The following is a 15,107-nucleotide window of genomic DNA, read 5'->3' as shown; positions in this document are numbered from 1 at the left end:
CTAGCTGAGGACGGAGACCAGTGTCTCGGCGAGCTTCTTCGACGACTGAGGGTTCTGGCCGGTGTAGAGGTTGCCGTCGCGGACGACGTGCGGGCGGAAGGGGATCAGCGCCTTGTCGTAGTCGGTGCCTATCTCGCGGAGCTTGTCTTCGAGCAGCCACGGGGCTTTCTTCGCGAAGGCGTTGACGAGTTCCTCCCGGTTCGACAGACCGGTCACGTGCTTCCCTGCGAAGGGGGTCTCGCCGTTGTCATCGACGGTGGCGAGCAGCGCCGCGGGTGCATGGCACAGCAGGGCGAGCGGACGCCCGGAGGCGAGGCGTTCGGTGAGGATCGTGCCGGAGACGGGGTCGACGGCGAGGTCCTCCATGGGGCCGTGGCCACCGGGGTAGAAGACCAGGTCATAGTCGTCCTGGTTGACCGCGTGCAGGTCGGCGGGGTTGTCGAGGACCGGGGTGAGGTCGGCGAGCCGGGTGCGGAACTTCTTCACGGTGTGGGGCAGGACGCCGCCGGTGAGACCGAGGCTGAGTTCGTCGACGACAGGGGTGGCAGCCCCGGGGGTTGCGACGGTGACGTCGAAGCCGGCGTCAGTGAAGATGCCGTAGGGGACGAGGAATTCCTCGGCCCAGAAGCCGGTGGGGTGTCGGGTGCCGTCGGTCAGTGTCCAGTGGCGGGCCGCGGTCACGGCCATGAGGACTGAGGTCATGGTCTGGTGTCTCCTTGGTGGTCAGTGGCAACCTTCGGTATCCCGAAAGGTTGTGTGGTGCCAGGAGGCTTGAAGCCGTCCATGCCAGTGAGTTGAGCGATTGCTGCAGGTGTCGCTGGCTCAACTGACACTAGGTCCCGAAGTACACACTGTCAACATTGACCGACAAGTCGGGTCTCGTGTGGTGGGGGCCGGTTCAGGAAAGCGGAACGACGGCGCCGAACGTGGTGCGCACGCGGTCCTCTACCTCACTGAGGTCGTCGGCGGAGAGCTTGCCGTCGACGTGCAGGCAGGCCAGTCCGTGGGCGGTTGCCCAGAGGCCGGTCGACAGGGTTGAGAGTTCAGTCTCTGATCTTCCGGGGTAGACGCGGCGGAGTGCCGAGGCCAGGTTGTCGTGGAGTTGGGTCGAGGCACGGACCCTCTCGTCGGCGCGGTCATCGCATTGTGTTCCGAACATAAGACCGAACATGCGTGGCCTCGTGAGGGCAAACCGGACGTAGCGGACCGCGAACTCTGGCAGTTCTACGGGGCTTGAGGGGAGCTCTCCTCCGCTGAGCAGAACCGTGTTCAAATCCTGAAATCCTTCGGCGGCAACTGCGGATTCCAGTCGGCTACGGTCAGGGAAGTGTCGGTAGGGTGCGGTCTGAGATACGCCAGCTTCGCGAGCGACGGCCCTGAGTGAGAAGTTGTCGCCACGTTCAATCATGGCGACGGCCGCCTCGACAAGTGCCTGTCGAAGATTTCCGTGATGGTAGTTGTCGCCTCGGGTAGCCGGCACTTTCCGAAAGCCCTTTCTGCCTGGATGTTGTCACTGAATACATTGAACGGCGGTATGGGGAAATCATGTCACATGTACCTGCTACCTGTTGATTCCGCTATCGCAGTGGTGATGCAGAGCTCTGAACAGTCGCGGCTCTGTTGCCGCTGGTGGGTTGGCCGGGCACCGCTTCCGTGCCCGACAGTGTTCGCCTTCAGTGGCGCGAGGCTGTGCCGGGTCGGCATGTCACCGGCGACCGCGTACACCGACCTCAAGGCGCTGACCGGAGCGGGACTGCTGGAGCGGCGTCCCTACCAGGAAGAAGGGGAGAGGGTCCGGCAGGAGTTCGTCCTCACCGATGCCGGCACCGACCTCATGCCGGTCGTCATCGACGACATCCGCTGGTCACGGTCCCAGCCGGACCGCGCCACGCTCACCGTCAACTCGCGCACCGTCAACCAGGACGGCGCGGAACGGCAGCACTCGACGATGAAGCTGCTCGCCTGGGCGCGTCCGCAGTAGGGCACAGGGACACAGGCATGCCCAGGGCTCATGCTCAGCTCCGGTTGCGCACCATCAGTGCGGCACCGGTGAGCATTGAGACCACGCCGGCACCGGCGGCCAGTGCCGAGACGCCGAAGGACAGCGTGGCCGTCATCAGGGAGGAGCGGACCGTCGCGCCCTGGAGTGCCATGTCCCGGTTCGGGTCGTCCTGTTCCAGTTCGGCGTAGGTCTTCCCGCCGGTGGCTGCGGAGACATGTCCCTTCACGGCCTGGGCCTGGTAGTAGGCGCTGAAGGGCCCGTCGGCCGGTTCGCCGCCGAAGTGGTCGGCGTCCTCCGAGACAGTGACGTGCTCGTCTTCGAGCTCGGCCTTGACGGTGAACCAGCCGACGACCCCGCCGACGAGGAATGCCAGGCCGATGACCGCGACGAGCAGTCCGGCGATGAAGGGGAAGCGCGACCGGGAGGACGCGGCATTCTTGGTGGCTGCGTCGGTGGACACCTCCGAGGAGTCGTCATCGTTGCTGGTGAGGGTGGTTGTCGGAGAGGTCATGGATCCTTCCGGGGTCCGTGATCGTGGTAGGGGAGATGGTTGACGGGTCAACCGCCGGTGAGTGTAACCGGACCGGCCCGCCCACCTGCACCCCCTTGTGACGCGACTAACACCACCTCAGTACAGCGCGAAGGACCTCCGCGAGAACCCGACCGCGTAGCCGTCCACCCCGTCGACCAGCTTGTCTGACCGCCCGTCGACCGCGCCCAGTGCGATGAACAGTGGCAGGAAGTGGTCCGCTGTCGGGTGTGCGTAGGGCATACCCGGGGCCAGCGTCCGGAAGCTCGCCAGCGTGTCGAGGTTGCCTCGCTGGATGGCTTCCAGTGCCCAGGCGTCGAAGGCCGCCGCGGGAGCTGCCGAGGTGGTCACTTCACGACCGCGAAGCCGGAGGTCCAGGAGATCTGCTCGGAGGCGGCCAGGCTCATCTGCATCAGGGCGACGGCCTCGAGCTCGCGGGCACGGGAAAGGGCGCCGGCGTCGAGGACGCGCAGGCCACCGGCGGTGACGGTGGCGGAGAAGGACGCCTTGGCGGCCTCGTCGTCACCGGCGACGAGCACGGTGGTCGGTTCGGAACCGTTGGTCTTCGCGGCGAGCGTGGCGGCGAAGTTCGTGTTGAAGGCCTTGAGGACGTGGGCCTCCGGCAGCAGCTCGGCGAGTTCGGCGGTGGCGGAGGAGTCGGCGGCGGGCAGGAGGCTGAAGGTGGTGAAGTCGAGCGGGTTGGTGATGTCGACGACGGTCTTCCCGGCGAACTGGGCGCCGAAGGTGCCGGCGATGCCGGACAGTGCCTGGTAGGGCACGGCGAGGACGATGATCTCGCCGGTGACGGTGGTGTCGGCGCCGGCGTGGGAGTCGAGGACCTGGACGTCCGCCCCGGCGTCGGTGAAGACGCCGGCGATGGCGGAGCCCATGTTGCCCTTGCCGAAGACGGTGACGGTGGAAGCGGTGGTGGCCATGATGATGTGTGTCCTTAGTGGGGCTGTACGCCCCGTCGGTGTCCGATGCCTTCAATTTAGATGACGTGTCAACTAAATGCAAGAGGTGGTGAATTCTCCTGCTCCGGGCCTGCGCACAGGCCCCGTGTCACCTACCGTGGCACGCATGGAGCCGATCCGCACCGACCGCCTCACCCTGCGCACCTACCTCCCCGGCGACGAGACATGGATGCATGACCTCTACTCCCGCCCCGAGGTGACTGAGCTGCTGCTCGACGAGCCGTGGAACCGGGAGTACACGCTCAACCGGCTCGGCGACCGGCTCATGAAGACCGACCTGCTGGGGTTCGCCGGCACGCTCGCGCTGGTCATCGAGGAGGACGGCACGCCCGTCGGCGATGTCATGATCTGGACCACCACCTACGGCAACGCCGAGGTGGGCTGGGTCCTCGACCCGGACGCCGGTGGCCGGGGCATCGCCTCCGAGGCGGTCACGGCCGTCATCGCCCACGCCTTCGACCGCGGTCTGCACCGCGTCGTCGCCCAGATGGACGCCCGCAACACCGCCTCCGCGAAGCTGGCCGAGCGCATCGGCATGACGCAGGAGGCGCACTTCCGGTCCAACTGGTACTCCAAGGGGGAATGGACGGACACGTTGGTCTTCGCCGTGCTCAACCCGGATCACTGACCGGGTCCGCCCCGCTCAGCAGCGGTCGAACGCGTAGCCCGGATCATCCGGTGTGACCAGCCCGGGATCCCGACGCACCGCCTGTTCCGGCAGGTCACCGGACCGGCAGAGCCCGGCGAACTCCGCGGCGTCCGCGTACTCGATGTCCAGCACCGAGCCGTAGACGGTGGTGTACGCCGCGCATTCCCCGTAGGCGCCGCAGTCCTCGGTGACGGCGAAGTCGAAGCCCGCATCCTTCCCCTCCTCGGCCAGCTCCGGGGCGTTCTTCTGGGCGGACGCCAGTCCCGCGTCGCGCGTGACGCCCGTCAGCAGCCGGGCGAGGGCGAGGTTGCCCGCCGGGGTCAGTGCCGTGCCAGCGTCACCCGAACGAAGGTAGGAATCGAGGTTGTCGAACTCCGCCGCATCGAAACCGGCGTCCGCGCAGCCCCTGATCGCCGGGGCCAGGCGGTCGTCGATCTCCGCGCGCCGGGACGCCGAGGACGTGTCCAGCAGGAACTCGTCGGGCCAGTCAGGGTCGGCGACCGGAGCCCCCGTCGCATCCTGTAACAGCAGTTCACCCCATGAATCTCCCGTGCCGGGCTGCGACTGGAAGGCGTTGACGTAGCAGACGCTGTAGATCCCCGGCGCCGGTTCGGCCGTGGCGTCGCGGACCACGACGGCCGTCCCCGCCGACGGCTTATAGGCCCCGCCGAGCTGGTAGTCGACCCCGCCCGACGGCGGCAGCCCCGGGGCATCCGACCCGGTCCCGGGGGAGCAGGAGGACGCGGCCAGAACGAGGCATACCGTGGCGACGGCTGCGGAGACGGCCACGGCGGCGGAAGGACCGGACATTCTCATCCGACAAGGATAGGAGAGGTCAGGGTAGGAACGGGGGTCAGAATAGGGGACTTCCCTGAGGCGCACCCCCACCCCCGGGCCTTACGGTGGGTACATGACCACGGGCGGACGCGCCCTCCAGACCTCCCGAGAGGACCGATCATGCCCGCCGCAACAACGACCTCCAGCACCACCGGCACCGCCGCCGCCCGCGCGGACGCCCTCACCAAGATCTACGGGGCCGGAGACACCAGGGTCACCGCCCTCGACAACGTCTCCGTCTCCTTCGCCACCGGCGAATTCACCGCCATCATGGGCCCGTCCGGCTCCGGAAAGTCCACCCTCATGCACTGCATGGCCGGACTGGACACCCCCACCTCCGGGGCCGCCTGGCTGGGCACCACCGACCTGGCGTCCCTCAAGGACAAGGAACTGACGAAGACCCGCCGCGACCGGCTCGGATTCATCTTCCAGTCCTTCAACCTCGTGCCGACCCTCACGGCCGAGGAGAACATCACCCTGCCCACCGACATCGCCGGCCAGAAGGTCGACCGCACCTGGTTCGACGAGGTCACCGGACGTCTCGGGCTCACCGACCGGCTGTCCCACCGCCCCGCCGAGCTCTCCGGCGGCCAGCAGCAGCGCGTGGCCTGCGCCCGCGCCCTGGTCTCCCGCCCCGAGATCATCTTCGGAGACGAGCCCACCGGCAACCTCGACTCGAACTCGTCCGCAGAAGTCCTCGCCATCCTGCGCACCTCCGTCGACCGCGACGGCCAGACCGTCGTCATCGTCACCCACGACGCCAAGGCGGCGTCCTACGCCGACCGCATCCTCTTCCTCGCTGACGGTCGGATCGTCGAGGAACTGCGTCAACCCACCGTCGAATCCATTCTCTCCGTGATGTCCCGCATCGAGGAGCTGTAACCGCCATGTCCACGACCCGCGCGGCGTCCAACGCCGCGGCCACCATGCGCCGGGTCTCCCTGCGCAACCTCGCCGGCCACAAGGTCCGCCTGGTCCTCACCGTCCTCGCGGTCGTCCTCGGGACCGCCTTCATCTCCGGCGCGCTGATGTTCACCGCGTCGCTGTCCAGGACCTTCGACACACTGTCCGAATCCACCACGAAGGGCGTCGACGTCACCGTCACCCCTGACGAGGCCACCGGACGCCCCCTCCCGCTCGAGCTCGGCGACATCCTCGCCGACGCGCCGGGTGTCGCGAAGGTCAACAACTCGACCCAGACCACCGTCGTCGTCGCCCACGACGGCACCACCCTCCAGACCGGCGGCGCGCCCGCTTTCGCCATGGCCTGGTACCCCGGGAATGACCAGGTCGGTCCCGTGTCCACGGTCACCGACGGCGACGCCCCGGTCGGCGACGACCAGGTCGTCGTCAACTCCAGTGTCGCCGATGACCAGGACATCTCCGTCGGGGACGCCCTCACCGTCGTCGACACCGGTGGCGTCCACGAAGTCACCGTCTCCGGCGTCTACGACATCGACGTCGACGGCGGCGGCTTCATCGGTCTCCTGATGGAGCAGGACGCCTACCTGGCCACCTTCACCGACGGGAGCACCGCCACCGGATTCTCCCTCGCCGCCGACCCCGGCATCAGCCAGGAACAGCTCAAGGAAGACGTCACCACACACCTCGCGGACGCCGGCGTCAACGGTGTCGAGGTCAAGACCGGTCAGCAGACCGCCGACGAACAGTCGGACGCCATCGACGAGGCCCTCAGCTTCGTCAACTACTTCCTCATCGCCTTCGGCCTGGTGGCCCTGGTCGTCGGCACCTTCATCATCGCCAACACCTTCTCGATGATCGTCGCCCAGCGCACCCGCGAGTTCGCGCTGCTCCGGTCACTGGGTGTCTCTTCCCGGCAGCTCACCGGCTCGGTCGTCGGCGAGGCGGTCGTGGTCGGCGTCCTCGGATCGGCCATCGGCGTCGTCGTCGGCGCCGGCCTGACGAAACTCATCTACACCGTCATCGGCTCCACCGGCGCCGGGTTGCCGGACACGGGAGTGCAGGTCACCGTCAGCTCAGTGGTCACCCCGCTGATCCTCGGAGTCCTCGTCACCGTCGTCTCCGCGTGGGCACCGGCCCGGCGGGCCGGTGCAGTCCGCCCGGTGGAGGCGATGCGTTCGGGTGACATGTCTTCGGCGTCCTCCCTGCGTGGACGGACCGTCACCGGTGCGGTTCTGCTGGTTCTCGGCGTGGTCGCCGCACTGGCCGGCGTGCTGCTCGACGGCTCCGGCACCGGCACCCGCGCGGCACTGGTCGGGCTCGGTGCACTCGGCGTCCTGCTGGGAGCGTTCCTGGTCTCTGCGGCGATGGCCGTGCCGGTTGTCCCGGCGATCGGCCGTGTCATCGGTGCACCGTTCCGTTCGGTGGGACGCCTGGCGTCCACCAGTTCCTCCCGCAACCCGCGTCGTACCGCGACCACCGCCTTCGCGCTGACCCTCGGGGTCGCCCTGGTGGCGGTGTTCGGGATGCTCGGCGCGTCGATGAAGGCCTCGATCAGCGGCCTCGTCGACAACACCGTCAGCTCTGACCTGGTGCTCTACGGGCCGTCCGACGGTTCCTTCCCCATCCCGACCCAGGCGCTGGATGTCGCCCGCGATGTCGACGGCGTCACCGAGGTCTCCGGCTTCGGCCTGGCCCCGGTGACCCTCGGCGGCACGGCCAGTGACTCGATCGTCAGCTCCGGTTTCGGTTCCGGCTATTTCGTCGGTGACCCGCGGGTCACCGGTGAGGTCACCGAAGTCCAGGGGTCGGTGGATCTCACCGGCGAGGGTTTCATCGCCTCCGAGTCCGCGGCACAGCGCAACGGCTGGACGATCGGCGAGGAGGTTCCGCTGGTCACAGAGGTGCCCGGGGCGGACGCCCGCGACATCGGCACCGTCGCACTGCTCGGCACCTACGAGGACAACGACCTCCTCGGTGACCAGGTCATCTCCTGGGAATCCATCGCACCCCACATGGACGCCGGCGAGTTCGGTTCCGGGATGTACTCCCAGCCGATGCTCTTCGCCGCCTTTGTCAACGGCGACATCCCCCTGGACGACCTGCGCGACCGCCTGGAGGATGCCACGGACCAGTTCATCGTGGTGCAGGTCCTCACCCCGTCCGAGTTCGCGGGGACGCAGGCCGTGTTCGTAGACCAGATGCTCAACGTGCTCTACGCGCTGCTCGCCCTGGCGGTCATCGTCGCGGTGCTCGGCATCGTCAACACGCTGGCGCTCAACGTCATCGAACGACGCCAGGAGATCGGCATGCTCCGCGCAGTCGGTACTTCGCGGCGTCAGGTGCGCCGGATGATCACCCTGGAGGCCGTGCAGATCTCGCTCTACGGCGCGGTGGTCGGCGTGGTCGTCGGACTGGCGCTGGGCTGGGCCTTCTTGAGGGTGCTCGCCGGTGAAGGCCTCGACACCATTGCGGTGCCCTGGGGCCAGGTCGTCGGCATGGTCGTCGCGTCCGGTGTGATCGGCGTCCTCGCAGCGGCGTGGCCTGCGGCGAAGGCGTCGCGGACGCCACCGTTGGAGGCCATCGCCGACTGATCCGGCTCCCTTCGCCGCCTCCGGCGCCCGCAACTTACCCTCACCGGCAGGCTCGCTGCCATTCCGACTACCGGTGAGGGTGAGTTGCGGAGGACGACGGGGTGATGCGTCCCACCAGGTGGACTACTAAGGTCACACCAATGACATCACGTACCGACGCCACCCCGGCGTCCCCGACCCCGCCCTCGCCGGTCCGGGAACTCACGATCCGCGCGGTCATCATCGGTGGCCTCATCACCCTCGTGTTCACCGCCGCGAATGTGTACCTCGGACTCAAGGTCGGCCTGACCTTCGCCACCTCGATCCCCGCCGCGGTCATCTCCATGGCGATCCTGCGCAAGGTCCGCAACCACACCATCGCCGAGAACAACATCGTCCAGACCATCGCCTCGGCGGCCGGCACCCTCTCCGCGATCATCTTCGTCCTCCCCGGACTGATCATGATCGGCTGGTGGACCGGCTTCCCCTACTGGACCACGATGCTCATCTGCCTCATCGGCGGAATCCTCGGCGTCATGTACTCCATCCCGCTGCGCCGCGCCCTGGTCACCGGTTCCGACCTGCCCTTCCCCGAGGGTGTCGCCGCCGCTGAGGTGCTCAAGGTCGGCGACCCCGCCAACAACGAGGGTGGCGATCACGCGGACTCCGAGGCCGCGAAGTCCAACCGCGACGGGTTCCTCGCCCTCGTCGTCGGCGGTATCGGCAGTGCCGTGATGGCGCTGCTCGCCGCCCTCAAGATCAGCGCCGCGGAACTGTCCACCACCTTCAAACTCGGCGCGGGCGGCACCATGGTCGGCTCCAGCCTCTCGCTGGCACTCATCGGTGTGGGCCACCTCGTCGGCATCACCGTCGGTATCGCGATGATCGTCGGCCTGCTCATCTCCTTCGGCGTCCTGCTGCCGGTCTTCACCAGCGGCGACCTGCCGAGCACCGGTGACATCTCCGAGGTCGTCTCCGGCACCTTCTCCGACGATGTCCGCTTCGTCGGTGCCGGCACCATGGCCGTCGCTGCGGTGTGGACGCTGGCGAAGATCCTCGGCCCGGTGATCCGTGGCATCCGCGAATCGCTCGCATCCTCCCGCGCCCGCAGTGCCGGTCAGGAGGTCGACATCACCGAGCGCGACATCCCGGTGAAGACCGTCGTCGGCGTCATCGTAGCCCTGATGATCCCGATCGGCCTGCTGCTGTGGGTCTTCCTCGACGGCACCGGCATCAGCCACCACACCGGCTCACTGATCACCCTCTCTGTCCTCTTCGTGCTGGTCCTAGGCCTGGTCATCGCCGCGGTCTGCGGTTACATGGCCGGCCTCATCGGTTCGTCGAACAGCCCGATCTCCGGTATCGGCGTCATCATCGTGCTGCTCGCCGCGCTTCTCATCAAGGCTGTCACCGGCAACGACAACGGCGGCGACCCGACCTCCCTGGTCGCCTACACCCTGTTCACCGCTGCAGTGGTCTTCGGCGTCGCCACGATCTCCAACGACAACCTCCAGGACCTCAAGACCGGTCAGCTCGTCGGCGCGACACCGTGGAAGCAGCAGGTCGGCCTGATCATCGGTGTCTTCTTCGGCTCGCTGATCATCCCGCCGATCATGGGGCTGATGGCGTCCGCCTTCGGTTTCGTCGGCGCCCCCGACGCCGGCCCGGACGCCCTGGCCGCCCCGCAGGCGGGCCTGCTGTCCTCGATCGCCCAGGGCATCTTCGGTGATTCCCTCGACTGGTCCAAGATCGGCCTCGGCGTGCTGATCGGCCTCGGCGTCATCATCATCGACGAGGTACTCTCGCGGACCACGAAGGCTGGCCCGCGCCGCCTCGCCCTGCCGCCGCTCGCCGTCGGTATGGGCATGTACCTGCCGGTGTCGCTCACCCTGATCATCCCGCTCGGCGCGCTCATCGGCTGGCTGTACAACCGCTGGGCCGACCGTGCGGCGATCACCGGGAAGGTGAAGGACGCCACCGACGCCAAGCGGGTCGGCGTCCTCGGTGCGACCGGTCTGATCGTCGGTGAGTCCCTGTTCGGCGTGGTCAACGCCGGTATCATCGCCGCCACAGGAGACTCCGAGGCGCTCGGGATCATGCCCGACGGCTGGGCGGACGCCTCCCGGTGGGCCGGTGCGCTGATCTTCGCGCTGATCATCGTGCTCGTCTACCGCTGGTCGCGGCGACGGGTGCAGGCGACGTCCTGACGGACGGGATCAGCCGAGCGGAGTTGAGGATGAACGCCGTCTCGGACCCGACGTGTACGAGTGCCGCGAGGATGGGGCTGAGCAGACCGAACGCCGCGAGGAGCATCCCGACAACGTCCACCACGATGGTGCCGATGAAGTTGGTCATGATGATTCGCCGGGCGCGCCGGGCGGTGCGGACCGTGGCGACGAGATCGTCGAGGTCGGAACTGATGAGGATGACGTCTGCGCTGTCCTGGGCGATGTCGGTGCCGCTGCCCATCGCGATGCCGACATCCGCGCAGGCCAGGGCGGGGGCGTCATTCACGCCGTCGCCGACCATGACCACCGTGTGGCCGGCGGCACGTTCGGCGTCGATCACCGCGAGCTTCTCCTCAGGACGCAGTCCCGCGTGCACGGTGCTGATGCCGGCTTTCCGGGCGACAGTGTGGGCGGCGGCGTCGGCGTCCCCGGTGAGCAGGACGGTGCGCAGACCCGTCCGGTGCAGCGACTCGACTGCCGTGGCAGCGGAGTGGCGCAGTGTGTCCTCGATGAGCAGGGTGCCGACATAATGACCGTCCACGCTGACGTGCACTGCGGTCGCCGAGGTCGCAGGAGTAGCCGCGTTCTGCGCTCGTGCCTGCTCCGGAGCGTCGCTCACGAGTGAGCGGTTGCCGACGGCGACGCGACGGTCGCCCACGACCGCGGTGACCCCCAGTCCGGGCGTGTAGGTGAAGTTGGTGGCAGATCCTACGGCCACACCAAGGTTCCGGGCGTGCTCGACTATCGCCCGGCCCAGCGGGTGCTCTGACCAGGATTCCGCGGAGGCCGCGAGACGCAGTAGAGCGCCCTCATCCAGCTCCGGTTCCGGGAGGACGTCGGTGACCGTGGGTTTACCGGTGGTGAGTGTGCCGGTCTTGTCGAAGATGACTGTGTCCACGGCGGACAGGGCCTCCAGGTGGGTCCCGTCCTTGACGAAGGCGCCGGACCGGGCGACACGGGCGATCGCGGCGAGGACTGCGAGCGGTGTACCCGCGGCGACGCCGCAGGCCCCGGCGACGATGACCACCGAGATGGTGGAGGTGAGGTCACGGGTGACCAGCAAGGTCACCGCGGCGGCTGCGAGCGCGAGGTACACCAGTCGGGCGGCGAGTCGGTCGGCGAGTCGCTGGACCGGTGGTTCGGATTCTCTGGCCTGGCGCACCGCAGCGATGATTCGGCCGTACGAGGAGTCTTCCCCGACACGGTCGACGAGTACGTCGACGGCTCCGATCTGATTGACGGACCCGGCGAGGACCTCGCTACCGGGGAGAATGTCCACTGGCAGAGACTCGCCGGTGATCCGGGACTGGTCGACGGAGGACGCCCCGGCGGTGACGGTTCCGTCGACGGGGACGCGGTCACCGGGGCTGACTACGACGGTCTGGCCCGGATGGACCTCCTCGAGGGGGATTGTGGTGACGGAGCCCAGTGCACCATCGGGTAAGACGCGGACCTGAACGGTGCGGGGGAGGAAGGCCATGAGGTCGGTGAGGGCATCCTGCCCGCGGTCCATGGACAGGTCCTCGAGGATCTCCGCGGCGAGGACGAAGGTGGTGATGACCAGGGCGGTGGTCCATTCCCCGATGGCGGCCGCGGCGAGGACGGCGATGAGCATCGACAGTTCCATGCTCATCCGGCGGTGGCGGGCGTCCTCCAGCGCTTCGGTGAGGATCGGCCAGCATCCGATGAGTAGGCCGACGACGGCGACTGCGGGGACGGCATTGGTCGGCCAGGTCACTCCGAGGGCGACGGTCGCGGCGCAGAGTGCGACGCACAGGGTGCGGGCCAGGTCCGGGCGGTCGATCCTGGCAATCAGACCGGTCACCGCTGACCGCCGTGAGAGGAGTCGTCGGTGACGTAGCCGTCGTCGGTGCGGTGGTGTTCGGGGACGTGACCGCTGCCGTCGCCGGCGACGACGTGCTGTGCCTGGAAGACGGCGTGGGAAACCAGTTCGCGGACGTGCTCGTCGATGAGACGGTAGTACATGCGGTTGGCCTCCTTGCGTGCCTCGACGATCCGGCCCCAGCGCAGTTTGGCGAGGTGCTGGGAGATGACTGTCGGTGACTTGCCGATCCGGTCGGCGAGTTCGCTCACCGACAACTCACTGTTGCGTAGTGCGAGGATGATGCGGACGCGGGTGGCGTCGGCCAGAAGGGAGAACACCTCGGCGGCGAAGTCTGCGTACTGGCTGTCCGGAGTGAATGTGCATTTATTCGTATGTTCACGCATGCTTAGATACTAGGATTGCGATGTCTGCGGGGTCAAGGGTTGCGTCAGTTCCGTGGCCCCATGGCGCGGCGCGCACCGCCGGACTACGGTGGTTGACGTTTCAACCACCGTCGCACCACCAGGGCACGACCAGTTCGTGACCAGATCAAGGAGCTCCCCATGACCCGTATCGGCATCCTTGCCGGATCCTCCCGCCCCGGCGCCCTCAACCCCCAGGTCGTGACCTGGGTGAAGACCCAGCTCGACGAGGCTGGTGTGGAGAACGGGGTCGTCAACTTCGGCGACTACGACCTCCCGGTCCTCGACGAGGAGATCCCGGGTGGCGCGCACATGTACGCCAACGAGCACACAAAGGCCTGGGGCGCGGCCGTGGAGCCCTTCGACGGCTACATCGTCGTCACCCCGGAGTACAACCACGGCGTGCCCGGCCCGCTGAAGAACGCCATCGACTTCATCGGCTCCGAGTTCAACAACAAGCCGGTCGCCTTCGCGTCCTACGGCGCGGACAAGGGCGTGCGCGCCATCGAGCAGTGGCGCCTGGTCTTCGCGAATTTCCGTGCCGCCACCGTGCGCGGCACCGCGTCCTTCTCCACCTTCACGGACTTCACCGACGGGACGTTCACCCCGGCCGAGGTCTCCGCGGGCACCTTCGGCCCCCTGCTCACCGATCTACTCGCCTGGGCGGAGGGATTCGCGGTCGTCCGCGAGAAACTGGCTGACTAAGTTAGACTCGCCAGATGAAGTTTTCCTCGCCGGCGGGTCACCGTACCCGCACCATTGCCGCTGCCCTCGCCGTGTCCGCCGCACTGGTGGTCACCGCCTGTTCCTCTGACGAGGACGAGGACGCCCCGACCAGTTCGGCGACGTCCGCCCCGACCACGACGGAACAGCAGGACGCCCTGCCCACCGCTGCGGAACTCGGTGACCTGCTCAACCGCGCGCTCGATCCCGAGCTGCCGGTGGAGGAGAAGGCCGCCACTGTCCAGGACGGTGCCGAGGCCGGTGAACTCTTCGCCCAGATGACCCAGGCCGTCCAGGACTCCGGAGCGACCTTCGCGGTCGTCGACCCGGTGCTGCCCGGCGACACCCCCGAGATCGCGCTGGCCACGGCCACACTGACCCTGCCTGAGCAGGAGCCGATCACCGTGGACAACGCCGAGTTCGTCAAGCAGGACGGCGAGTGGAAGATCTCGCGGGCCTGGGCCTGCACCCTGGTCGGTCAGGTCGCCGAGGGCGGCGAAGAGAATCTCCCGGTGTTCTGCGGCGGGGATCCCGCCCCGGCTCCGGAAGCCCAGGAAGAGGTCCCCGCCGAGGAGCCCGCGCCCGTGGAGGAGGCGCCGGCCCCTGGGCCCGCTCCCGAGGCCGCCCCGGCCCCGGCCGGTGACGAGGGCATCCGTAGCGCCCTGCTCGCCGAGGGTGTGGACCAGGCGACCGCCGACAAGCTCGCCGCCAACCCGGACGCCACTGTCGCCGCCGCTGTGCGCATGGGCATCCCCCAGGCGACCGCCGACCAGTTCCGTTCCGACCCCCAGGGTGCGATGGCCGCCCTGCGCGGTGCCGGCATTGACCCGGTCACCGCTGCGCCGCAGCTCGCCGCGCAGCTGTGACCTGCGCTGCCCGGCTACATCGGGCAGCTGATCGAGGTGTCCTGCTTACCGGCCACGGCCTGGCGCAGGGCGTCCTCCACCGCATCGGCGTAGAGCTGCTGCCCCTGCTCGTCAGGGTGCACGCCGTCACCGATGAGGTCCTCCGGGTGGTCGACGGCCTGCTGGCACCACGGTGCCAGGTAGACGTCCGGATTCTCCGCCGCATAGGCGATGACCTGGTCCGCGGCGTCCTGGATCCCGTCGACGTAGCCGAAGGGCACCACGAGGATCATCTTCCGGTCCGGGCCGAGCATGTCACGGATCTTGTCCAGCTCGCCCTCGAAGGCCTGCCCGTTCGTCCCGAAGCCGAGGACGACGTACTCGCCCATGGACCCGTCGTCGACCATCGCCTGGATGGAGCCCTCGCCACCGGAGTAGTGGCGGGAGACCTCCGCGTCGATCCGCATCCCGGGGAACCGCTGCTGCAGTGCTACGGTGGATGCCAGCATCACCGAGTCGCCGACACCGGTGATCTCGGTGCCGTCCGGAAGCCCGGGCGGGGTGGACGCATTCGGCGGG

The 15,107-nt window shown here is 68.1% G+C and carries 15 protein-coding genes and 1 pseudogene; 7 read left to right on the top strand and 9 right to left on the bottom strand.

The genetic code is table 11. The features are described from left to right. Together Q0A27_RS06585 and Q0A27_RS06580 are read right to left on the bottom strand one after the other, a co-directional pair. Complete coding sequence (locus Q0A27_RS06585; RefSeq protein WP_291474267.1) at window positions 1-702, bottom strand: type 1 glutamine amidotransferase domain-containing protein; 702 nt, start codon at window positions 700-702, stop codon at window positions 1-3. 196 nt (window positions 703-898) lie between these two features. Then, window positions 899-1,408, bottom strand: a complete 510-nt coding sequence (locus tag Q0A27_RS06580; protein ID WP_291474266.1) for a TetR/AcrR family transcriptional regulator — start codon at window positions 1,406-1,408, stop codon at window positions 899-901. A 255-nt stretch (window positions 1,409-1,663) separates the two neighbouring features. Here Q0A27_RS06580 and Q0A27_RS06575 point away from each other — a divergent pair, with 255 nt between their 5' ends. Further along, window positions 1,664-1,981 (top strand): winged helix-turn-helix transcriptional regulator, encoded by a 318-nt coding sequence (locus Q0A27_RS06575; protein WP_367273308.1) that lies wholly within the window; start codon window positions 1,664-1,666, stop codon window positions 1,979-1,981. A gap of 34 nt (window positions 1,982-2,015) precedes the next feature. Here the strand turns inward: Q0A27_RS06575 and Q0A27_RS06570 are convergent, their stop codons facing one another. The 3 genes from Q0A27_RS06570 to Q0A27_RS06560 all read right to left on the bottom strand — a co-directional run bounded on the left by Q0A27_RS06570 (window position 2,016) and on the right by Q0A27_RS06560 (window position 3,466). After that, entirely contained in the window at window positions 2,016-2,513 is a 498-nt protein-coding gene (locus Q0A27_RS06570; RefSeq protein ID WP_291474265.1) for a hypothetical protein, read from the bottom strand. Between the two features lie 117 nt (window positions 2,514-2,630). Beyond that, the gene (locus Q0A27_RS06565) at window positions 2,631-2,882 is read right to left on the bottom strand and encodes a hypothetical protein (protein WP_291474264.1); all 252 of its coding nucleotides are present in this window, start codon (window positions 2,880-2,882) and stop codon (window positions 2,631-2,633) included. After that, window positions 2,879-3,466, bottom strand: coding sequence for an NADPH-dependent F420 reductase (locus Q0A27_RS06560; RefSeq protein WP_291474263.1), 588 nt, complete (start codon window positions 3,464-3,466; stop codon window positions 2,879-2,881). The genes Q0A27_RS06565 and Q0A27_RS06560 overlap by 4 nt, the downstream gene beginning before the upstream one ends. A 145-nt stretch (window positions 3,467-3,611) precedes the next feature. Here Q0A27_RS06560 and Q0A27_RS06555 point away from each other — a divergent pair, with 145 nt between their 5' ends. After that, window positions 3,612-4,133 (top strand): GNAT family protein, encoded by a 522-nt coding sequence (locus Q0A27_RS06555; RefSeq protein WP_291474262.1) that lies wholly within the window; start codon window positions 3,612-3,614, stop codon window positions 4,131-4,133. A 15-nt stretch (window positions 4,134-4,148) separates the two neighbouring features. On the opposite strand, the gene Q0A27_RS06550 is transcribed toward Q0A27_RS06555, so the two are convergent. After that, entirely contained in the window at window positions 4,149-4,964 is an 816-nt protein-coding gene (locus tag Q0A27_RS06550; RefSeq protein ID WP_291474261.1) for an endo alpha-1,4 polygalactosaminidase, read from the bottom strand. 147 nt (window positions 4,965-5,111) lie between these two features. On the opposite strand from Q0A27_RS06550, the gene Q0A27_RS06545 reads away from it, so the two are divergent. From Q0A27_RS06545 to Q0A27_RS06535, 3 genes are all read left to right on the top strand, one after another. Continuing rightward, window positions 5,112-5,873 (top strand): ABC transporter ATP-binding protein, encoded by a 762-nt coding sequence (locus tag Q0A27_RS06545; protein ID WP_291474260.1) that lies wholly within the window; start codon window positions 5,112-5,114, stop codon window positions 5,871-5,873. A gap of 5 nt (window positions 5,874-5,878) precedes the next feature. Beyond that, a complete protein-coding gene (locus tag Q0A27_RS06540; RefSeq protein ID WP_291474259.1) occupies window positions 5,879-8,506 on the top strand; it encodes an ABC transporter permease in 2,628 nt (875 codons plus the stop codon). 140 nt (window positions 8,507-8,646) lie between these two features. After that, the gene (locus Q0A27_RS06535; RefSeq protein ID WP_291474258.1) at window positions 8,647-10,692 is read left to right on the top strand and encodes an OPT family oligopeptide transporter; all 2,046 of its coding nucleotides are present in this window, start codon (window positions 8,647-8,649) and stop codon (window positions 10,690-10,692) included. On the opposite strand, the gene Q0A27_RS06530 is transcribed toward Q0A27_RS06535, so the two are convergent. Together Q0A27_RS06530 and Q0A27_RS06525 are read right to left on the bottom strand one after the other, a co-directional pair. Next, the gene (locus Q0A27_RS06530; RefSeq protein ID WP_291474257.1) at window positions 10,640-12,538 is read right to left on the bottom strand and encodes a cation-translocating P-type ATPase; all 1,899 of its coding nucleotides are present in this window, start codon (window positions 12,536-12,538) and stop codon (window positions 10,640-10,642) included. The genes Q0A27_RS06535 and Q0A27_RS06530 overlap by 53 nt on opposite strands. Beyond that, complete coding sequence (locus tag Q0A27_RS06525; protein ID WP_291474256.1) at window positions 12,535-12,942, bottom strand: metalloregulator ArsR/SmtB family transcription factor; 408 nt, start codon at window positions 12,940-12,942, stop codon at window positions 12,535-12,537. Before Q0A27_RS06525 ends, Q0A27_RS06530 begins: the two co-directional genes overlap by 4 nt. Window positions 12,943-13,101: 159 nt before the next feature. Here Q0A27_RS06525 and Q0A27_RS06520 point away from each other — a divergent pair, with 159 nt between their 5' ends. Together Q0A27_RS06520 and Q0A27_RS06515 are read left to right on the top strand one after the other, a co-directional pair. After that, complete coding sequence (locus Q0A27_RS06520) at window positions 13,102-13,665, top strand: NADPH-dependent FMN reductase (protein WP_291474255.1); 564 nt, start codon at window positions 13,102-13,104, stop codon at window positions 13,663-13,665. A 14-nt stretch (window positions 13,666-13,679) separates the two neighbouring features. Continuing rightward, window positions 13,680-14,549 (top strand): hypothetical protein, encoded by an 870-nt coding sequence (locus Q0A27_RS06515; protein ID WP_291474254.1) that lies wholly within the window; start codon window positions 13,680-13,682, stop codon window positions 14,547-14,549. Between the two features lie 14 nt (window positions 14,550-14,563). Here Q0A27_RS06515 and Q0A27_RS06510 read toward each other — a convergent pair. Beyond that, window positions 14,564-15,107: pseudogene (locus Q0A27_RS06510) on the bottom strand (acetyltransferase); the annotation flags it as partial.

Source organism: Corynebacterium sp. (assembly GCF_022712275.1).
Classification (GTDB): domain Bacteria; phylum Actinomycetota; class Actinomycetes; order Mycobacteriales; family Mycobacteriaceae; genus Corynebacterium.
Note: the sequence above shows the minus strand (reverse complement) of the source record. Positions and strands in the feature narration are given on the sequence as shown.